This window comes from Paenibacillus azoreducens (assembly GCF_021654775.1).
GTDB lineage: Bacteria > Bacillota > Bacilli > Paenibacillales > Paenibacillaceae > Paenibacillus_AQ > Paenibacillus_AQ azoreducens.
On the sequence record NZ_AP025343.1, the window covers coordinates 7,070,124 to 7,089,731 of the forward strand.

At 51.6% G+C, this 19,608-nt stretch carries 20 protein-coding genes; 4 read left to right on the plus strand and 16 right to left on the minus strand.

The annotated features are described in order from the left end of the window. Nucleotides 1-951 (minus strand): ROK family glucokinase, encoded by a 951-nt coding sequence (locus tag L6442_RS31640; RefSeq protein ID WP_194234986.1) that lies wholly within the window; start codon nucleotides 949-951, stop codon nucleotides 1-3. Nucleotides 952-1,258: 307 nt separating this feature from the next. On the opposite strand from L6442_RS31640, the gene L6442_RS31645 reads away from it, so the two are divergent. From L6442_RS31645 to L6442_RS31660, 4 genes are read left to right on the plus strand one after another with little or no spacing between them, the layout of a single operon-like run. Next, nucleotides 1,259-2,194: an ABC transporter ATP-binding protein gene (locus L6442_RS31645; RefSeq protein ID WP_212979899.1), complete on the plus strand. Its 936-nt coding sequence runs from the start codon at nucleotides 1,259-1,261 to the stop codon at nucleotides 2,192-2,194. After that, on the plus strand, nucleotides 2,194-2,931 hold the full coding sequence (locus L6442_RS31650) for an ABC transporter permease (RefSeq protein WP_194234984.1): 738 nt from the start codon (nucleotides 2,194-2,196) through the stop codon (nucleotides 2,929-2,931). Before L6442_RS31645 ends, L6442_RS31650 begins: the two co-directional genes overlap by 1 nt. Then, nucleotides 2,932-4,095, plus strand: a complete 1,164-nt coding sequence (locus L6442_RS31655) for a sensor histidine kinase (protein ID WP_237100145.1) — start codon at nucleotides 2,932-2,934, stop codon at nucleotides 4,093-4,095. A 24-nt stretch (nucleotides 4,096-4,119) separates the two neighbouring features. Continuing rightward, nucleotides 4,120-4,722, plus strand: coding sequence for a response regulator transcription factor (locus L6442_RS31660; protein WP_212979900.1), 603 nt, complete (start codon nucleotides 4,120-4,122; stop codon nucleotides 4,720-4,722). Between the two features lie 373 nt (nucleotides 4,723-5,095). Here L6442_RS31660 and trxB read toward each other — a convergent pair whose 3' ends face one another. From trxB to lgt, 15 genes are all read right to left on the minus strand, one after another. Beyond that, a complete protein-coding gene (trxB, locus tag L6442_RS31665; protein WP_194234982.1) occupies nucleotides 5,096-6,043 on the minus strand; it encodes a thioredoxin-disulfide reductase in 948 nt (315 codons plus the stop codon). A gap of 143 nt (nucleotides 6,044-6,186) precedes the next feature. Next, on the minus strand, nucleotides 6,187-7,941 hold the full coding sequence (locus tag L6442_RS31670; protein WP_212979901.1) for a tetratricopeptide repeat protein: 1,755 nt from the start codon (nucleotides 7,939-7,941) through the stop codon (nucleotides 6,187-6,189). Between the two features lie 237 nt (nucleotides 7,942-8,178). Continuing rightward, nucleotides 8,179-9,126: a ribose-phosphate diphosphokinase gene (locus tag L6442_RS31675; protein WP_212979902.1), complete on the minus strand. Its 948-nt coding sequence runs from the start codon at nucleotides 9,124-9,126 to the stop codon at nucleotides 8,179-8,181. 22 nt (nucleotides 9,127-9,148) lie between these two features. Next, nucleotides 9,149-9,973, minus strand: a complete 825-nt coding sequence (gene hisJ / locus L6442_RS31680) for a histidinol-phosphatase HisJ (protein ID WP_212979903.1) — start codon at nucleotides 9,971-9,973, stop codon at nucleotides 9,149-9,151. Nucleotides 9,974-9,990: 17 nt separating this feature from the next. Then, on the minus strand, nucleotides 9,991-10,692 hold the full coding sequence (hisIE, locus tag L6442_RS31685) for a bifunctional phosphoribosyl-AMP cyclohydrolase/phosphoribosyl-ATP diphosphatase HisIE (protein ID WP_212979904.1): 702 nt from the start codon (nucleotides 10,690-10,692) through the stop codon (nucleotides 9,991-9,993). After that, a complete protein-coding gene (gene hisF / locus L6442_RS31690) occupies nucleotides 10,689-11,447 on the minus strand; it encodes an imidazole glycerol phosphate synthase subunit HisF (protein WP_212979905.1) in 759 nt (252 codons plus the stop codon). Before hisF ends, hisIE begins: the two co-directional genes overlap by 4 nt. A gap of 155 nt (nucleotides 11,448-11,602) precedes the next feature. Beyond that, on the minus strand, nucleotides 11,603-12,334 hold the full coding sequence (gene hisA, locus L6442_RS31695; RefSeq protein ID WP_212979906.1) for a 1-(5-phosphoribosyl)-5-[(5-phosphoribosylamino)methylideneamino]imidazole-4-carboxamide isomerase: 732 nt from the start codon (nucleotides 12,332-12,334) through the stop codon (nucleotides 11,603-11,605). 56 nt (nucleotides 12,335-12,390) lie between these two features. Continuing rightward, nucleotides 12,391-13,017: an imidazole glycerol phosphate synthase subunit HisH gene (gene hisH, locus L6442_RS31700; RefSeq protein ID WP_212979907.1), complete on the minus strand. Its 627-nt coding sequence runs from the start codon at nucleotides 13,015-13,017 to the stop codon at nucleotides 12,391-12,393. Continuing rightward, nucleotides 13,018-13,626 (minus strand): imidazoleglycerol-phosphate dehydratase HisB, encoded by a 609-nt coding sequence (gene hisB, locus L6442_RS31705; RefSeq protein WP_212979908.1) that lies wholly within the window; start codon nucleotides 13,624-13,626, stop codon nucleotides 13,018-13,020. After that, nucleotides 13,616-14,923, minus strand: a complete 1,308-nt coding sequence (hisD, locus tag L6442_RS31710; RefSeq protein ID WP_212979909.1) for a histidinol dehydrogenase — start codon at nucleotides 14,921-14,923, stop codon at nucleotides 13,616-13,618. Before hisD ends, hisB begins: the two co-directional genes overlap by 11 nt. Before the next feature lie 61 nt (nucleotides 14,924-14,984). Then, the gene (gene hisG, locus L6442_RS31715) at nucleotides 14,985-15,617 is read right to left on the minus strand and encodes an ATP phosphoribosyltransferase (protein WP_212979910.1); all 633 of its coding nucleotides are present in this window, start codon (nucleotides 15,615-15,617) and stop codon (nucleotides 14,985-14,987) included. Nucleotides 15,618-15,883: 266 nt separating this feature from the next. Further along, nucleotides 15,884-17,050 (minus strand): ATP phosphoribosyltransferase regulatory subunit, encoded by a 1,167-nt coding sequence (locus L6442_RS31720; RefSeq protein ID WP_212979911.1) that lies wholly within the window; start codon nucleotides 17,048-17,050, stop codon nucleotides 15,884-15,886. Nucleotides 17,051-17,395: 345 nt separating this feature from the next. Next, complete coding sequence (locus L6442_RS31725) at nucleotides 17,396-17,911, minus strand: acyltransferase (protein ID WP_212979912.1); 516 nt, start codon at nucleotides 17,909-17,911, stop codon at nucleotides 17,396-17,398. 6 nt (nucleotides 17,912-17,917) lie between these two features. Further along, nucleotides 17,918-18,559 (minus strand): pyrophosphatase PpaX, encoded by a 642-nt coding sequence (ppaX, locus tag L6442_RS31730; RefSeq protein ID WP_212979913.1) that lies wholly within the window; start codon nucleotides 18,557-18,559, stop codon nucleotides 17,918-17,920. Between the two features lie 7 nt (nucleotides 18,560-18,566). Next, on the minus strand, nucleotides 18,567-19,601 hold the full coding sequence (gene lgt / locus L6442_RS31735; protein ID WP_212979914.1) for a prolipoprotein diacylglyceryl transferase: 1,035 nt from the start codon (nucleotides 19,599-19,601) through the stop codon (nucleotides 18,567-18,569). Nucleotides 19,602-19,608: the final 7 nt, after the last annotated feature.

Here is a 19,608-nt window from a genome sequence, read left to right on the forward strand (position 1 = left end):
CTAGGAACGAAGCAGAAGTCCTGCCGCGCCGACGATGCCCGCATCGTTGCCAAGCTGTGCAGGCAGAATGGAAACGCCTTTCTGCAGCGGCTCCGGCGTCAATTTGGCGAATACGTCGCGTACCTCATTAAACAGAATATCCCCTGCCTTGGACACGCCGCCGCCGATAATAAACACTTCAGGGTTCAGCGTAGCTGCCACCGCCGCCATGGATTTCCCCAGATAGAAAGCGGCGCGCTTCACGATCCGTAAAGCCACTTCGTCTCCGGCCTTGGCCGCGTCGAACACTTCCTTGGCTGCGATATTCGTTTCCAGCGCCAGAGAAGTGCGGTCGCCGCGCTCAACAGCGTCTTTGGCCATACGGATAATGCCCGTCGCCGAAGATACGGTTTCAAGGCATCCCATTTCGCCGCAGCCGCATTGGATGGCTTCCAAATCAGGAACGACGGAAATATGGCCCAGCTCGCCAGCGAGACCCGAGAAACCTTGATAGATTTTTCCATTGATGATAATGCCGCCGCCTACGCCCGTTCCGAGCGTATAACATACGCAGTTTTCGATTCCCCGTCCTGCGCCGCTCCAGGCTTCCCCAAGCGCGGCCACATTGGCGTCGTTGTCTATTTTAATAGGCTTGCCGATTTTTTCTTCCAGAATGGCGCGAATCGGCACATCCCGGAAACCTACGTTCGGTGCTAAAATGATGATGCCTTCACGGACATTGGTAAACCCGGCAACCCCTGCGCCAACACCGGCTAGCTGGTCCCAGCTGTATGGGGACTGTTCGACAATATGACGTACATATTTCTCGATATTATCAACGACAACATCCACGCCTTTTTCCGTTTCTGTAGGTCCTTCATACGTTTGAATTAGCTGCCCTGCTTGATTGCAGATGCCGACTTTAATTGCTGTACCGCCTAAATCGACACCAACGTAGATTTGCTCAGACATGTTACAAGCCACCTTTTTTCCTCTTATAATAGTTTGCTCTACTGTACCAACTATAATTGAAGCCTTTCTATCGGTCAAGAGATGTGAGAACTGTCACAAGCCGCTTGCCAAGCGGTATTATTCAGGCTGAATCGGCTACTTGATCCCCATCCGCTAAAGGTGCAAGCAGCCCATTCCCCGCCCTCACGGCACATGACATTTGTCATATGCTTTTCATGACAGCGCACACTACTTGGCATGGTTATATCCTTCTAAAATGAATGTATCAATGTTAACCAAAAAGGAATGAACGAAAATGGAGGATATTATGGAAAATATTGTTGAACTCCAACATGTTTCTAAATTATATGCTGGCAAGACCGCCGTGGATGACGTCTCCTTTAACATCCCCCGCGGTACGGTTACCGCAGTTCTTGGACCTAACGGAGCAGGAAAAACGACGGTAATCTCCATGATGCTCGGACTACGCGAGCCTAGCCAAGGCAGCGTTAAGATCTTTGGCCAATCCCCCAAGGATGCCCAGGTGAAAAGACGCATTGGCGCAATGCTGCAGGAGGTTAGCGTTATTGATGGACTCAAAGTGCATGAGGTTATGTCCATGATCCGAACCTACTATCCGAACCCACTGAAGTTGTCGGAAATGGCGGAGTTGGCCGGATTTACACCGGAGGAGATGAACCAGCGCGCGAGCAAGATGTCAGGAGGTCAAAAGCGTAGACTGGGATTTGCCCTTGCGCTTGCGGGAGATCCCGATCTTCTCTTCTTCGACGAGCCGACGGTTGGACTTGATTCCACGGCACGACGGGCGTTCTGGCAGCAAGCCAGAGCTCTGGCAGGCCGGGGCAAAACGATTCTGTTCTCCACGCATTACCTGGAAGAAGCCGAAACGACTGCGGACCGCATTCTTCTCTTCAACAAAGGGAAGATCGCCGCGGACGGTACCCCAGACGAAATTGTATCCAAACTGACCAGCCGCTCGGTCTCTTTTATCGCGGATTTAAAAGGAGATGCCTCTTATGGTGCTGGCGAAATCAATCATCGTATGCGCGCCATTCCCGGCGTGCATGACTGCAAAGAACAGGATGGAAGATGGATCGTTACCGCCGATAACACCGACAGTGTGCTTGCGGCTATTTTCCGGCACAACATCCCTGCCCGGGATATCCGTACTGAACAGGGACGGCTGGATGACGCTTTCGAGCTGATGATTGCCGGCAACGAAGAGAAGGAGGCAGTTTCATAATGAAAATGATGTTCATGCAGTGCAAAGTTGAAATGCTGCGGATTATCCGCAATCCCTATTTCGTATTTTGGTCCCTGATGATGCCGATTTTGTTCTATTTTATTTTCACCAAACTCGTGAATACCGGGATAGATAACGCGGAAGCTTGGCAGGCGCATTATTTGATGTCGATGGCCACCTTCAGCGTCATGGGATCGGCGATTATGACCGTCGGCATCCGAATGGTGCAGGAGCAAAGTCTCGGATGGTCTGTGTACATGCGGATTACGCCGCTGCCCGGAAGCATCTATTTTATCTCGAAAATGTTCGGGCAAACGGTCATGCATGCTTTTTCGATCATCGTCATTTTTATTGCAGGTTTCTTGATCAATGGCGTTCATATGTCGGCAGGACAGTGGATCGGCAGCGGCCTGTGGATCCTGGTTGCCTCCATCCCTTTTCTCGCCTTGGGCACGCTCTTTGGAAGCATGAAACGCGTGGATACGGCAAGCGGCGTAAGCAATGTCACTTATATGCTGATGGCCGTTCTGGGCGGTATGTGGATGCCGATCGACAACTTCCCCTCCTTCTTGCAAACGATAGGCAAATGGCTTCCTTCCTATAATTATGGCAGTGGCGTGTGGGCGATTGCCGCAGGGCAGACGCCAGAGCTGAAGTCAATTTTGATCTTGGCCGGATATTTGCTCCTGTTTATGGTACTATCCATATATATTCGAAAAAAACAGGAAGCGGTGTAGTTGTTGAAGCGTTCGGAATTTCATCTTTTCCCGAAAGAACTGGGGTTCTTTCCTTATGTGTGGCTTATTTATCTTTCGATGCCCATTTATTACATGAGTCAGGAACGGGGCTTAAGGATGGTCACGGGTTATCTGATGATTGCCCTATTCCTGCTGACCTACCGCCAGCTGTTTTTTGCAAAGAAATCGTTCAATTACTGGCTCGGCCTGCAAATGCTCCTCTCCTTCCTTCTTTGCGTGCTGTATAATCCCTACAATCTGTTTTTGGGATTCTACACGGCCAGCTTTATTGCCTATTATAAGGATCAGCGGCGTTTTACGATCTCATTGGCCATATTTTATGTCATGTTGATCCTGCCATTTATAATCAACTTTCCCCGGATGGGAAGGCAGGACATGTTCATTACGCTTCCTTTTATGGCCGTCATGATGATGTCGCCGTTCGGCATGCGGTCTATGTTCAAACGGCAGAAGCTGGAACAAGACCTGAACAAGGCCAATGAACGGATCGAAGAGTTGGTGAAACGTGAAGAACGGCTGCGTATTTCGCGTGACCTGCACGATACTTTGGGGCATACTTTATCGCTGATCACCCTGAAGAGCCAGCTGGTGACCCGGCTGATCGAACGTGACCCGCGGAAGGCTCTGCTGGAAGCCAGGGAAATAGAGCAGACTTCCAGAGCCGCTCTGCGCCAGGTCCGTGAGCTTGTAACCAACATGCGAACACTAACGGTAGCGGAAGAGCTGAAAGCGTCTGAGCGGATGCTGAGGAGCGCAGGGATTGCATATCAGGCCAAAGGGGATTTCCGGCTCGAAGGCATATCGGAAGTCGCTCAAAACATTCTCAGCATGTGTTTGAAAGAATCCGTCACCAACATTGTCAAACATAGCCGGGCCGATGAATGTACAATCGCGGTGGAAAAAACCTCCGGCGAACTCCGGCTGACCATAAGCGATAACGGTATCGGCTGCAGCGAAGATAATGAAACACGGGGCGATGGCAATGGCCTCAAAGGCATGAGGGAACGTTTATCACTGATTGATGGTACACTTGAGCTCGCGTCCTCAGGCGGGATGACCGCCACGATATGCATCCCTATTGTTAAAAGAAAAACGTCCGACAACGAACTTGCATGCGACAATGGATCGCATTCGATACCCTAAACCCGGCAAGGAGTGTGAGTCCATATGATCCGAATCGTAATTGCCGAGGACCAGCGGCTTTTGCGCGGCGCCCTTGCTTCCCTGCTTGACCTCGAAGACGACCTGGAGGTGATCGGGGAAGCCGGGGACGGGCAGGAGGCGCTGTCCATGATATTAAATCAGAAACCCGATGTTTGCCTGCTGGACATCGAAATGCCGATATTAACCGGAATCGAAGTGGCCGAGCAGCTTCAAGCGGAATTCTCGCCCTGCCGCATTATCATTCTGACCACCTTTGCCCGCCCGGGTTACTTTGAACGGGCCGTGAAGGCCGGCGTCAGCGGTTATCTGCTTAAGGATGAGCCGAGCGATAAGCTCGCCGAATCGATCCGGCGGGTGATGCAAGGTCATCGCGCCATATCACCCGAGCTGATCTTTGATTCGGTTGCGAAAAAAAATCCGCTCACGCCAAGAGAATGTGAAGTTCTACGGCTGATCTCTTCGGGTCAAACTACAAATGAGATTGCGCGCTCGCTTCACCTCTCGCATGGCACCGTTCGCAATTATATCTCGGAAATTCTCAATAAGCTGGAAGTCAAAAACCGGATTGAAGCGATCAGCCTGGCGGAAGAGAACGGATGGATATAGGCGCTACGGTTTAGCGGCTATCCGCTCTGTTGCGCGCCAGTTTATTGATTTAAGTACAGCTCAATACTGGAATTAGCTCTTGATATTATGCGGGTTGACCGCTTCGGGTCCGGATCGTTCTTCCGATCGCTGTTGTCACCGAATTTCTTTGATTATATCTTTCATATGGTCAAAATTCGGTGACAAAGCGTATGCTTTCGATGCTAGCTTTCCTGCGGAAAGCTTTTAGGCGAACGCTCCGCTTCTTCAGATCGATTCCGTCCCCTCCGCTACCTCGCCTATTATCATGTACTAATATGATGTTGAGGCCAAAAAAGGAGCTGCCCCTAGGTTCATTAACCTTGGGACAAGCTCCTTTTTATTTATATAATTGTTACAGCGTTTCGCTCCAGTCATGGACCATGCTGCCTTCCAGAAACTTCTCGCAGTCCATCGCAGCCATACAGCCGGTACCCGCTGCGGAAATCGCCTGGCGGTAGCGCACGTCCTGAACGTCTCCGCACGCGAACACGCCCGGAATATTGGTTTCCGTCGTACCCGGCTTCACGACAATATATCCAACTTCATCGGTCGTAACCTGATTATCCAGGAATTTGGTATTCGGCGTGTGTCCGATTGCCACGAAAATTCCGTCGGCTTCAATCAGCTCTTCTTGCCCGGTTTCATTGTTGAGCACCTTGAGGCCTTTTACGCCGTTTTCGCCTGCAACAACTTCCAGCGGATTACGGTTCAGCGACCAATCAATTTTGCCATTGCCACGGGCGCGGTCCTGCATGATTTTCGATGCCCGCAGCTCATCCCTGCGATGCACCAACGTGACGCTGGAGGCAAAACGGGTAAGGAAGTTTGCCTCTTCCATCGCGGAGTCGCCACCGCCCACAACCACGATTTTTTTGCCGCGGAAGAAAAATCCGTCGCAAGTAGCGCAGGTGCTGACTCCGCGTCCAATATTCTCCTGCTCTCCCGGAATCCCCAAATATTTAGCGGAAGCGCCTGTGGAGACAATCACGGTTTCGGCTTCTACTTCGCCCATGCCTTCCACGCTAAGCTTGAACGGGCGTTTGGAAAAATCCACTTTGTTTACCCAGCCGGTCTTGAACTCCGCGCCAAATCGTTCAGCCTGCTTGCGCATGTTGTCCATCAATTCCGGCCCCATAATGCCGTCTGGAAAACCCGGAAAGTTCTCAACTTCCGTCGTTGTTGTCAGCTGTCCGCCGGGCTGCATACCTTCGATTACCAACGGCTTCATATTAGCGCGGGCCAAATAAATGGCAGCCGTAAGTCCGGCGGGACCAGTTCCGATAATAATGGATTTGTACATACTATTAGCCTCCTTTAGGGTAAATCATCAATAAGAGGTTGTTCAATTCTCGATGCTGAAAACCGACCTTTTTGAACACTCACAATAGGCTGGAACCTGAAATCCAGATGGGGAACGAAATAAAGGATTGAACAGGAATTTCCCTAGACATTTTCCGTAAAAGGACAGAACATGTCATCCTTCTCCTCTTTGAGGGAGCAGACACTGTCGATGCGTTTGGCATACCGGCTCACGGTCGATGGGGAAATGCCGTACCGCTGCGCCACTTCCTGATAAGTAACGGAGCCGCCGTGCTGTTTGGACGTCAAATACTCAAGCGCCGCCGACCATCCCTCCGTATGCCGGATGATTGGCTTATCCGGATACAGCTTGCCCAAAAATTGATACCACAAGTTTTGCAGATGTTTTTTCTGCTCGCGGCCTGCCGTTTCATCCATATGAAGCAGTGCCTGATCGACAACCGCCTGCAGCGTGTCGCCGCCTTGGTATGTGTAAGCTAGCTGCGTCTCTGCGACCATGGAAGAAGACGAAGCGGCGCTCGCTTCCAAAATTGCCTGCGAGGTGTCTTCGAGCCCCATTTCGGCCAAAACGCGCAAAGCTTCGTTTTTCAGCTCCGCGGGTTCGTCCGGCTCCTTCAGAAAAGTCTCAAGCGTCTCCTTCACCTCTTCATCGGCGATCCAGCCCAATGCGCGAATCACTTGAAGTTTGGTTGCCTTATCTCCATAACGGAGCGCCCAGAAAAACGATGACCGGATCATCGGATTGGTCTTTACTTCCTCGCAGAGCCCGCTTTCATCCTTCTCCCAGCGCTTGAGCTGTTCCTCAAACGGCAGATGGTAATGATAGCTTAGTTCATATCCTTGCTTGCCTGTCAGATCGAACCGTTCCAGCTGATCGAGATAAAAACCCGGAATGTCGGATGCCGGATCCAACTTCTGCAGCTTGCGCCAGCACTGCCCTGCTTCCCGAAAACGACCGCTGTTAAAGGCGGCAACTGCCGTAAAATGATGAAGACTTGGGTCCCCATTTAGCTCCGAATCTTTCAAAAGCCGGCGAAAATGTCTGTAGGCCGCCTCGTGTTTTCCCAGGATTCCCATGGTGGTGGCCAGTTTAAACACATGTTCTCTGTGAAAGGGAACAAGTACTTCGAGCATTCTCAGCAGAGGATTCAAGGATATAGTATCCCCCTCATGCTGGTAAAATATCGCCAAATTGCATAATCCGTGCACATTGCCTTCTTCGAGTTCCAGCACCTCGGCGATCGTAGCTTTGGCTTTCCGGAACAAGCCCATATAATAGTAAGCAAGCGCCAAATTATTGCGCGCTGCCAGAAAGTCGGGCTGCTCCTGCACAATCTGCTCCAGAAGTTCAGCCGCTTGAGCGAATTTCCCTTCTTCCATCAGAGCCCGCGCTTGTTCGTGCTCCATCACGCCTTCACGGCTTCGGATCCGGTTTACCTTCACCGGGGGACGTTCAAGCTCGGATTGGAACAGCTCCATCATTTCTTCGGCTTCTTCCAGAAACTGTCCCTCTGGATCTTCTTCCAAATACTTGACCAGCATACGTTCGGCCTCTTCAAAATTCTCCATATTGGCAAAGTTATTCGCCATATAGAAATAACATTCCGTCATGGAAGCATCGACATGCTCCAAGATATCGAAAAGAACGGCGTTTGAACCCTCATAATCGCCCATCTCTGATAATATACCCGCCATATTGCAATGATTGACCGGATTTTCCGGTTCATATTCAACAGCTTTGCGAAAATATTTTAATGCCTTATCGTAACGAAAGCGGTCCAGCGACCGGACGGCACGTTCAAAAAAGAAGTTGGCATTCATATGAATGGGTATGACTTTATGTTGTAGGTCCTCGGCCTTTAGATGATCTTCCTCCATATAAGCAAGGCACCTCCCTTAAGTTGCAAATAACATTCTACCCGAAGACAAATGCTAGATTCATCTATCCTGAACAGTATACCATAACTTTAATAGCGCATCTAAGGCAATATCTATCATATGAAACAGTCTGTTATCTTGTTATTCAGGCGGGATTTGCTCCGCTTACGCCTATCATTTTTATCGGTTCGATCATGCTCGGATTTGGTGCCCGAAACACAAAAAAACACCGAAGTGCTAGACTCCGGCGTCTTTGAACAAAGTGGCGAGCGACCCGCCTTCCAATATAATTCGTACAGCTGTAGACAATATGGGCGCAACAGTCAAAACCTTCAACCATTCGGGCCGATCCCCGGAAGCGGCTATCGAATCCGTCACAACCACTTCCCGGATATGGGGATGGTTCAAACGCTGCAGCGCATGATCAGAGAACACTCCATGTGTAGCGCACACAATGGCTTCGGAGGCCCCCCGCTCGCGGAGGCTTTCGACCACATTGACAATGGTTGAGCCGGTATCAATCTGGTCCTCGATAATAACCGGAGTCCGCCCCTCTACATCGCCGATGACATGGGTAATGACCGATTCGTTATGGGCAGGCCGTTTCTTGAACATGATCGAAAACGGGGAATCCAGATAATTGGCCAGCTTCTCGGCCGTTTTGGCCCGGCCCGCATCCGGGGAAACAATCACCATTCGGGCGAGATTCAGCGACTTTAGATAATCGCCAATCAGATCCAGAGTCGTCAAATGATCCACGGGGATATTAAAAAACCCCTGGATCGCCGGCGCGTGCAAGTCGATCGTAATGACCCGGCTCGCCCCGCAAGTCGTCAGGACATCGGCGACCATTTTGGCGGAAATCGGTTCACGAGGCGCCGACTTTCTCTCCTGCCTTGCATATCCATAGTATGGCACTACGATGTTGATCGTCCGTGCCGAAGCACGTTTGGCCGCATCGATCATAACCAGAAGTTCCACGAACATCTCATTGATCGGATGCGAAAACGACTGCACGAGAAATACGTCGCAGTTCCGAATGCTTTCTTCGTAATTGACGTAAATCTCGCCGTTTTTAAACCGGGATATCGTAACATCCCCAAGCTCCGCTCCCAGACTTTCACAGATGCTTTGGGCCAACAAAGGATTTGACGATCCAGAAAAAATACGCACCTTATGCTGCATATACTCCTCCCCATACCCGTAGTTAGACTTCCAGAGGCACCATTGTTTTCTGCCGTTTCTCGAACACCGCCAGCTCACGGAAACCAATCTCCCAGAGCGCGCTTCTTGCGCGGTCGAGATTCTCCCCAAGCTTCTTTGGGTCATGGGCGTCCGATCCCACCGTCATGGGAATGCCCAACCTGAATGCCTCTCGCAGCATTCGTTCGGACGGGAACATTTCCGCACAGGGTTTGGTCCAACCGGAGGCGTTCAGCTCCATGACAACACCGCTGCGAGCTACAGCCGCCAGCGCGACATTTTCAAGGGCTTCCACTTCTGCCGCCGCTTCCGCTCCCGGATGATAGCCAAATCGTTTAATGACGTCCAAATGGCCCATGATATCGTAAAATCCGGTCGCAGCCGCCTTTTGTACGGCATCATAATAGGTTCGGTATACATCCAGTCTGTCGCGGCCATCCCAACCATGAACCTGACGATGATCCGTTATATCCCACTCCCCCAGAAAATGGACGGAACCGATGACATAATCCCAAGGATAGGCGTGGATGATCCGTTCAATCTCTTCTTCCCAGCCTTCGATGTAGTCGCCCTCAAGACCTACGCGTATATCTATTTGCTCTTTATACTTCTCCTTCAGACTCAAACATTCCTCCACGTAACGCGGAAGCTCATCCATTGGCATGGCCATTTCCGGATAATACGAGGCGGGATCGACATGAATGAGCGGCATATGGTCCGACAAGCCGATTTGGTCCAATCCGAGTTCGATGCCGCGGCGAATGTACTCTTCAAGCTCGCCTACCGCATGTCCGCAGCGGACGTGATGCGTATGATAATCGATCATCATGGCTTAGGGCTCGCCTCCTAGTCTCTGCGCGGACGCTCGTGGCGCCGATCCAGTTCCGCCATAATTTCATCCAGGGGGAGCTTCCGCTCCTGCAGCAGAACAAGCAGGTGATAGATCAGGTCGCTAACCTCAAGGCGAAGTTCGGCGTTATCCTTGTTTTTAGCCGCGATGATCGTTTCCGCCGTTTCTTCTCCAATCTTTTTGAGAATTTTATCGATGCCTTTTTCAAACAAATAGGTTGTGTAGGCGCCTTCAGGACGTTCTTTTTCCCGCTCGGCAATGACCTGTTCCAGCTCCTCCAGCACCGCAAACCGGTGTCTGTCCCCTCCAGCCTCGCTGCCGTTTGATGCAGCAACTGTGATAGAAGAGGACGTAATTTCACGGTAGAAACAGGTCCGCTCCCCGGTATGGCATGCCGGGCCCGCCGGTTTCACCAGAAACAGGAGGGTATCCCCGTCGCAGTCAAAATGAGCGGAGGCAACCCTTTGCGTATTGCCTGAACTCCCGCCTTTATGCCACAGCTCCTGACGTGATCTGCTCCAGAACCAGGTTTCGCCGGTTTCCATCGTGCGCTGCAGCGACTCCCGGTTCATGTAAGCCATCATCAGCACTTCTTTGCTCGCCGCATCCTGAACAATTGCCGGGACAAGCCCCTCCTTGTCAAAATGGATGCTTCCAAGCACCTGTTCCCATGACTGCAGCTCTCTTTGCCCGCTCATCTGATCTCAACTCCTTTTTGCTTTAAATGTCCTTTAAGTTCCGGTATCGAAATCTCCTTATAGTGGAATATCGTGGCTGCAAGCCCCGCGTCCGCTTTACCTTTCGTAAACACTTCGACAAAATCATCCTTGGCGCCTGCGCCGCCCGAAGCGATAACCGGAATCCGGACTGCATCTGACACCGCCGCGGTAAGGGAAATGTCGAAACCGTCTTTCGTGCCGTCGGCATCCATGCTTGTCAGGAGAATTTCACCGGCTCCGAGTTCTTCCGCTTTCCGCACCCACTCAAGCGCCCGGACTCCCGAAGGTTTGCGGCCGCCATGCGTATACACTTCCCATTCGCCCCACGCATCGTTGTACTTGGCGTCCACAGCCACAACAATGCATTGTGAGCCAAAATACCGCGCACCATCCGCAATCAGCTGCGGGTTCAGGACAGCCGCCGTATTGATTCCGATTTTATCTGCGCCGGCGCGGAGAATTCTTTTCATATCATCGACCTTGGAAATCCCTCCGCCGACCGTAAACGGAATGGCAATCTCGCCTGCTGTTTTGCGGACGATCTCTGTCATCGTTTCGCGGCCTTCCACGGAAGCCGAGATATCCAGAAATACCAGCTCGTCGGCACCCTCCCGGTCATAGAGCGCCGCCAGCTCGACCGGATCGCCTGCGTCGCGCAGATTCTCGAAATGAACCCCTTTAACCACCCGGCCGTCCTTTACGTCCAGACACGGGATGATGCGTTTTGCCAGCATGGCATTCTCTCCTTTGCATCGATAGTGCTTATGTTCCCGGCAGCCTAAGCCGCCATGAACCGCTTCATCATTGTTTAAAGGCGATATTGGCGAGATATACGGGTTTTGCGTTAATCGCCCCCCTCACCCGATGCCCATATGCCGCTCTACCAACTCTATTTTAATGTGTTTACCGCCTCGGCCAGATCAATGCTGCCCGTGTACAAAGCTTTGCCTACGATCGCGCCGCCGACACCCTCATTTCGATACTCATGCAGCCGGATCAAGTCATCAAGCACGCTAACGCCTCCTGAGGCAATGACTGTGCGGCCGCTGCCTTTAGCCAAAGCTACGATTGCGTCCACATTGGGGCCCTGCATCATGCCATCCCTTGAAATATCCGTGAAAATGAAGGTTTCCGCACCCTTTGCAGCCAATTCTTTGGCAAGTTCCTCGGCCTTTACCTCGGATGTCTCCAGCCAGCCGCGTGTCGCCACGTATCCATTCCTGGCATCAATGCCGATCGCAACTTTATCGCCGTACGTGCCAAGCACTTCTTCCGTAAATGCCCGATCTTCAATCGCTGCGGTACCGATGATAACCCGGCTCACCCCAAGAGAAAGCAGACGCTTCACATCGGCAAGCGTTCGCAGGCCGCCTCCGACCTGAACCGGAACGTTGACGCCGGAAGCAATCGCCCCGATCACCTCATCGTTCACCGGATGGCCGGCTTTTGCCCCATCCAAATCGACCAAGTGGATATAAGCTCCGCCCTGAGCTTCCCACGCTTTGGCCGCAGCCAGCGGGCTGTCGTTATAAACCGTTTCCTGATTGTAATCCCCTTGAATCAGCCGGACGCATTTGCCGCCCCGGATATCAATGGCCGGATAAATGATGAATGATGACATGAAATAGCTCCCCCGCTTCCCCATATTCGTACATTTCACTTGTTTCGAATCAGTGCTTATCTTTTAACAGGTACGCCGCACAGCTTCAAAAAGCGCCCAAGCAGCTCCATGCCAAGCTCGCCGCTTTTTTCCGGGTGGAACTGCATCCCGTATACCTGGCCGCGCCCGACAATCGCCGTTACCGGCTGTCCGTAATCCGTTACCGCAAGCAAATCCGACTCCACTTCCGGAAGAACATGATAGGAATGCACGAAATAAACATGTCCTTCCGCAAGTCCCGCCAGCAGCGGATCGTTCTTTTGCAGGAACTCGAGCCGGTTCCACCCCATATGCGGCACTTTATAATCTCCTTGTGGAAAACGGATCACCCGTCCCGGCAAAATGCCCAGCCCCTCATGCTGCCCGTGCTCCTCGCTGCTCCCGAACAGGAGCTGCATGCCAAGACAAATGCCAAGCAGCGGTTTCCCGGAAGCGGCAGCTTCCTTCATGACCTCGGCAAGCCCGCTCTCTTGCAAATGCCGCATGGCATCGCCAAAAGCACCGACACCCGGCAAAATAATGCCGCTGGCTGCAAGCAGCTCCGTCCGATCGCCCGTGATAAGCGCCTCGGCTCCGAGACGCTCCACGGCTTTGCTGACGCTGTGCAGATTGCCCATGCCGTAGTCCGCGATCGCGATACTCACTTACAGCACTCCCTTCGTGGATGGAACGCCCATCACGCGCGGATCAATGGAGGTTGCTTCGTCAAGCGCGCGGCCCAGCGCTTTAAATACCGCTTCAATCATATGATGCGTGTTTTGTCCGTAATGCACGATAACGTGAAGAGTAATGCGGGCCTCAAGTGCGAGCTTCCATAGAAACTCATGCACAAGCTCCGTGGAGAAGCTTCCTACCTGGGAAGAAGGATACTGCGCACGGTATTCAAAATGCGGACGGTTGCTGACGTCGATTACGACCTGCGCAAGCGCCTCGTCCATCGGTATGAAGACGTTGGCATACCGTTTGATGCCTTTTTTATCTCCGAGCGCCTCCCGCAGCGTTTGTCCCAAGCAAATCCCGATATCCTCCACCGTATGGTGATCATCAATCTCAATATCCCCCCGGGCCTGTACCTTCAAGTCGAATTGACCGTGTTTGGCGAACAGATCCAGCATATGGTTCAAAAACGGCACATCCGTTTCCAATTCAGAAACGCCAGTCCCATCGACGGCGAATGCCAGCTTGATATCGGTTTCGTTCGTTTTCCGGCTAATACTTGAGCTTCTTGTTCCGTTGTTCTGATTAAACTCCATTTACTTCTCCCGCCTTTCCTTCCCGTTTCAGCCGGACTTCGATCGCCCGGGCATGTGCTTCCAGCCCTTCGCCCCGCGCCAGCTCCATAATCGCCGCTCCATTTTGCATCAGGGCTTCTTTACTGTAATAAATCATGCTTGATTTCTTAATAAAATCATCCACATCCACCGGCGAGGAAAACCGCGCCGTGCCATTGGTCGGAATAATGTGATTCGGACCGGCAAAATAATCCCCGACCGGTTCGGAGCTATATGCCCCCAGAAATATCGCACCGGCATTTTCAATCAAACCGACATAGGCCATCGGATCCGCCACCATCAGCTCCAAATGCTCCGGCGCAAGGGCGTTGACTACGGCAATGCCTTCATGCAGCGATTCCGTCACAATAATGGCTCCGTAGTTTTCAACGGATGCGGAAGCAATGGACCGTCTAGGCAGCAGCTCTAGCTGGCGCTGCACCTCGGCGGCCACCAGGCTTGCCAGCTCGCGTGACGGCGTAACAAGGATGGCGGATGCCATTTCGTCATGCTCGGCCTGTGAAAGCAGGTCGGCTGCGACGTATTCCGGATCGGCCGACTCGTCCGCCAGCACCACAATCTCGCTGGGTCCGGCTATGCTGTCGATGTCAACGGCGCCATAAACCTCCCGCTTCGCGAGCGCCACGTAAATATTGCCAGGCCCGCATATTTTATCGACCGGAGCGATGGTTTCCGTGCCATAAGCAAGTGCGGCAATAGCCTGCGCCCCTCCAACGCGGTATATTTCGTTTACGCCTGCCTCTGCAGCCGCTACCAATATATAAGGATTAATTCCTTCGGATCCGCCGGTCGATGGCGGCGTAACCATGACGATTTCGGGCACGCCGGCCACCTGGGCCGGAATCACGTTCATCAGGACGGAGGAGGGATAAGCCGCCTTGCCGCCGGGAACGTAAACGCCCACACGTTTCAGCGGCCGGATAATCTGGCCCAGGATACTACCGTCCGGCTGGAGATCCATCCAGGAATTCCGTTTCTCCCGCATATGAAATGCACGGATATTTTTAGCCGCTGTCGAGATGGCTTGAATAAAAGAATTCTCCACCCGTTCATACGCGGCACTCAATTCGGCCTCCGTTACCCGCAGCATGCCGGCGGAAAGCTCGGCGTGGTCCAGTTCCTTGGTGTAGCGGAGCAGCGCCGCGTCTCCTTCAGCTTTGACGTCATTGACAATTTGTTTAACCCGTTCATTTTGCTGCGGAGTTCCGTAGTCAACCTCTCTCCGCAGGTCAAAATCTTGTAATGACACGATTTTCATTTATCGTCACTCCTCGCTTTACCCTTTTTCGGGCCCGTAAGTCACCACACAGTCCGTTGTTTTAGATCTTTGCGGCAATCACCTGCTGCAGACGGTCGCATAACGATTGAATAGGCCCGTTTTTCATCCGGTAGCTTACCCGGTTGGCAATTAACCGGCTCGTAATATCGAAAATCCGCTCCATCTCCACCAGCCCGTTTTCCTTGAGCGTTTGCCCGGTTTCCACCATATCGACGATACGGTCGGCAAGGCCGATGAGCGGCGCTAACTCAATCGAGCCGTTGAGCTTAATCACCTCTACCTGCTGTCCCTGCTCCCGGAAATACTGGGAAGCTACATTCGGGTACTTCGTAGCCACCCGCTGCTGAATGCCCGGCATCCAGTCGGGCAATCCAATCACCGACATGCGGCATTGGGCGATGCCCAAATCAAGCAGCTCGTATACATCCCGGTTTTCTTCCATCAGCACGTCCTTCCCGACAATACCGATATCCGCGGCTCCGTACTCGACATAGGTCGGCACATCCACCGGTTTGGCGAGTATAAACTCCATATCCAGTTCCGGCAGATCGATCACCAGCTTGCGGGTTTCGTCCACCTCCGTTGGAATCATGAGTCCGGCTGCACGGAACAAATCTGCGGCCTTTTTATAAATCCGTCCTTTGGGCATTGCCACCTTTAATATATCCGCCAACGTTCTCCCTCCTTTTTATATAAATTGAACCAACAATGGTACGGATGAAGGCAGCCGGATGAAATGTTCTTACGATCGCTGTTGTTCCCGGATTTCTATGATTTGACCTCATTCATGTCGAAATCCGCTCACAAAGCATACTCTTACGATGCTAGCTTTCCTACGGAAAGCTTTTAGGCGAACGCTTCGCTTCTCCGTAAATCTTTCCTCCTCTTGCCTATTCCTTTTCCTTTTCTTTAGTTCAAGTTATATATTTTTTATGCTCATTAGATAAAGGTCTCAATTTGCCCATACAGCTCGGAATCCGCCATAAGCCCTTCGCTTTCGTCCTGAAGCAGCCGCGTAACAACCGACTTGCCTTCTTTCCTCAGCACTCCCGCACGTGCAAGTCCCTTCTTGCGCCCGGCTGGGTTATATCTGATCAATACAGGGAGCTCCGCTTCCCCTACATTGCCTTTTACGCCGTCCAAAATGCGGTTGGTTTTCAGTGCAAACCCCGTCGCAGGCACATCCCTTCCAAACTGGCGCAGCAAATTGTCGTACCGACCGCCGCTGCATACCGGGAAACCCAGCTCGGCTGCATAACCCTCAAACGTCATGCCGGTATAATAGGAAAAATCCCCAATCATGGTCAGATCGATCAGGACATGCTCGGATACCCCATATGCCTCAAGCACTTCCCATACTTTGCATAAATGGTTGATAGAATTGCGTGCAAGGTTATGCCCGCTCAGCTCTATGGCTTGATCGCAGATCTCTTTGCCCCCGCGCAGCCGCAATACGCCCTCCAGCTTCATTCGTTGTGAATCGGATATGTCAAGATCTTGAATGGCTTTGCGGAAGCCGACGTAGTCACGGTCCAGAAGCTGCTTTTTCAGTACTTGCTGCTCATGGTCATGGCTGCTTAGTACTTCCTCCAATAATCCGTTCAGAAAACCGACATGGCCCATCGCGATTTTAAACGTTGCGACTCCCGCCGCCTTCAGCGACTCAATAGCCAATGCCACAACCTCCGCATCAGCGTCCGGCGAGTCGTCTCCTACCAGTTCAACCCCCGTTTGGAAAAACTCAGCCTCTCGCCCCGCTTCCTCTTCGAATGCCCGGAACACATTGGCATGGTATGAAAGACGGATCGGCAGCGGCTCCTCCTTCAGCAAAGAGGATACCACCCGCGCGATTGGAGAAGTCATATCCGAACGAAGCACCAATGTGGTGCCGCGATGATTGAGAAGCTTAAACAGCTTCTGATCCGACGTGGAACTTGCGACGCCTACGGTATCGTAAAATTCCATGGTTGGCGTCATTATCTGCCGGTACCCCCATCGACTCATGCATTCAAGCACATTCCGCTCGATCATACGCAGCTTATCTACGGCATATGGCAGATAATCACGGACACCAACCGGCTTTTCAAAACCCTTTGGTTTCGACACACCCTTCACCCCACTCTATTCTTAGTTTATTTATATGTATATTTTATATTTTATCACATTAAAGTGCTACCTTGCTAACAAAGTAAAGAATAATGGTTATATTAACACGAAATGTAACCTTCGTCAACGATGCAGCATACGCATCCGCCCTCTTCACTTCACTTCCTTTATTCGCCTGATTTTCCTATCCTCATTGTATAATCTTTTTTCTAAGATGCCCAAAAAAACCGCCCGGCACAATTCCGGGCAGCTTCTACTTCATCAACAATCCTGCTGACACTCATTTTATTTTATAGTGAGGTTCGTTTGCGATCTTGCCGTCGGCGGCTTAAGGAAGAAGCCTGCTTACTCCGCAGGTTCGATCGATTTATCCGAATTCGCGGCAGGTTTCAATTCCCGCAGCGGATTACCGCCAACGAAAGCTCCGGCCGCCACATCCTTGTGAACTACTGCTCCTGCGGCGATAACCGCGCCGTCCCCAATGGTTACCCCGGGCAAAATCGTCGTATTAGCGCCTATCAGCACATTATTGCCGATGATCACCTCGCCAAGCCGATATTCATGAATCAAATATTCATGTGCCAAAATGGTCGTATTGTAACCGATAACCGAATTGCTGCCGATCGTGATTTTTTCCGGAAAAAACGCATCGACCATCACCATCAGGCCAAATGCCGTGTGCTCACCGACCTTCATGCCGAGCAGATGGCGATAGATCCAGTTTTTAACAGATAAAATCGGACAATAACGTGCCGTCTGGATACAAATGAAGTTTTTGACACCTTTCCAAGGGCTGACGGTTTTGTAGATTTGCCAAAGCGCGTTTGGCCCCTCTACCGGATACCGCGTCACTTTTCTCACAACGACTTACTCCTGTTCTAACAGCATATATAGATCACGTATATCCTGCAGCATATAGTCCGGTTTGTATTCCGTCAGTACGTCTTCGCCTTTTAATGACCAAGCTACCCCGGCCGACTGCACTCCTGCCGCTTTTGCCGACAAAATATCCATCGGGCTGTCCCCAACCATCAGTGTCCGGGAAGGCTCGGAGCCGATTTTCTCAACCGCTTTGAGGACCGGCTCAGCATGCGGCTTAGGATGATCCACATCATTCAGCGTGACGACGGCTCCCATATACTTTTGCAGGTCGAACATCTCCAGAACCCGGATTGTGCCGGGTTTATTTTTCGTTGTCACCACACCCAGACGAATGCCTTTGGCATGCAGCTGTTTCACAACTTCCTCAACACCCGGAAACAGCCGAACCATCGCATCATGATGTTCATCGTTATAGCCACGATAGGTTGCCATCAATGCCGTAATATCACCCATTCCGGAAAAATGCTGCAGCTGCTGCTCAAGCGTCGCCCCCATCTTCGGGATGATTTGCTCCCGGGTGAGCGGCTTAAGACTGTGTTTTTCCAGCACATGCATAAACGAGGTGATAATCAGTTCATTCGTATCAATGATCGTTCCGTCCAGATCAAAAAGTATGGTATCAATCATGCTGCAATTACTCCTTTTTGTCCTCCGCATCCACGGTTTCATGATCAGAAACTGATGGAGCCGGAGTTGTTTCCTCTTCTGCGGTATGCTCCTGAACTACCGTGTCAGGTACATGATCCGCACCCGCCTTCGTTGAATAAATCGGATCTAAGTAGCGGACCTCCGCTCTTCCGGTTGTACGGCGCACGATAATCATTGTGACAGCCACAATGACAATCAATATGGCGAGCAGCTGCGAAATACGTACATTGCCATACATCGGATCGAGTTCCCCTTGCTCGAAGCCCAGCCACACCATTGGCTGCCAGAGACCGTTGATCAGCGATGCCAGCCAGTTTGGACCGATAAAGGCCAGGGAGTCCGTGCGCACCGCTTCAATAAAGAACCGGCCGATCGAATACCAGATAAAGTAGGACAGAAACAGCTCGGCTGAACGCAAAAATCTCTGACGACGGAGAATGAACAGAATCAGGATGCCTACAAAACTCCATAACGATTCATATAAAAAGGTCGGGTGGTGGTAAACTCCCTGTACGTTCATTTGATCGACGATAAAATTAGGCAGGTGGAGTTTGTCCCGTAAAAAGATTTCACTTACTGGACCGCCGTAGGCTTCCTGGTTAACGAAGTTGCCCCAACGGCCGATCATTTGACCGGTCAACAAACCGGGGGCACAAATATCGGCAATCTGCCAAAAGTTATATCCTTTATAATGGAAGTAAATGATGGCGCAAATGATCGCACCGATTAAAGCACCGTAAATCGCAATACCGCCGTTCCAAATTTTGAATACATCCACCAGATGATCTTTATAGTCATCCCATTTGAACGCAACAAAATAAATACGCGCGCCAATAATAGCCGAAGGTACGCCTAGCAGCAGCAAGTCCATGAAAAATTCGGGCTCGATGCCAAATCGTTTGCCCTCACGGATTGCCAGCAAAAGCCCCGCCAGCGCTCCCAGCCCCAAAATCAGGCCGTACCAATGCACGGGCAAGGATCCAATCGAGAATGCGATCGGATTGAGAAGCAATGTGGCCATTTTTTCA

What these genes read in the sequence shown, in the direction of transcription:
- L6442_RS31640 (WP_194234986.1), bottom strand. Translation starts at nt 951, where the DNA reads ATGTCTGAGCAAATCTACGTTGGTGTCGATTTAGGCGGTACAGCAATT.
- L6442_RS31645 (WP_212979899.1), top strand. Translation starts at nt 1,259, where the DNA reads ATGGAAAATATTGTTGAACTCCAACATGTTTCTAAATTATATGCTGGC.
- L6442_RS31650 (WP_194234984.1), top strand. Translation starts at nt 2,194, where the DNA reads ATGAAAATGATGTTCATGCAGTGCAAAGTTGAAATGCTGCGGATTATC.
- L6442_RS31660 (WP_212979900.1), top strand. Translation starts at nt 4,120, where the DNA reads ATGATCCGAATCGTAATTGCCGAGGACCAGCGGCTTTTGCGCGGCGCC.
- trxB (WP_194234982.1), bottom strand. Translation starts at nt 6,043, where the DNA reads ATGTACAAATCCATTATTATCGGAACTGGTCCCGCCGGACTTACGGCT.
- L6442_RS31670 (WP_212979901.1), bottom strand. Translation starts at nt 7,941, where the DNA reads ATGGAGGAAGATCATCTAAAGGCCGAGGACCTACAACATAAAGTCATA.
- L6442_RS31675 (WP_212979902.1), bottom strand. Translation starts at nt 9,126, where the DNA reads ATGCAGCATAAGGTGCGTATTTTTTCTGGATCGTCAAATCCTTTGTTG.
- hisJ (WP_212979903.1), bottom strand. Translation starts at nt 9,973, where the DNA reads ATGATGATCGATTATCATACGCATCACGTCCGCTGCGGACATGCGGTA.
- hisIE (WP_212979904.1), bottom strand. Translation starts at nt 10,692, where the DNA reads ATGAGCGGGCAAAGAGAGCTGCAGTCATGGGAACAGGTGCTTGGAAGC.
- hisF (WP_212979905.1), bottom strand. Translation starts at nt 11,447, where the DNA reads ATGCTGGCAAAACGCATCATCCCGTGTCTGGACGTAAAGGACGGCCGG.
- hisA (WP_212979906.1), bottom strand. Translation starts at nt 12,334, where the DNA reads ATGTCATCATTCATCATTTATCCGGCCATTGATATCCGGGGCGGCAAA.
- hisB (WP_212979908.1), bottom strand. Translation starts at nt 13,626, where the DNA reads ATGGAGTTTAATCAGAACAACGGAACAAGAAGCTCAAGTATTAGCCGG.
- hisD (WP_212979909.1), bottom strand. Translation starts at nt 14,923, where the DNA reads ATGAAAATCGTGTCATTACAAGATTTTGACCTGCGGAGAGAGGTTGAC.
- ppaX (WP_212979913.1), bottom strand. Translation starts at nt 18,559, where the DNA reads ATGATTGATACCATACTTTTTGATCTGGACGGAACGATCATTGATACG.
- lgt (WP_212979914.1), bottom strand. Translation starts at nt 19,601, where the DNA reads ATGGCCACATTGCTTCTCAATCCGATCGCATTCTCGATTGGATCCTTG.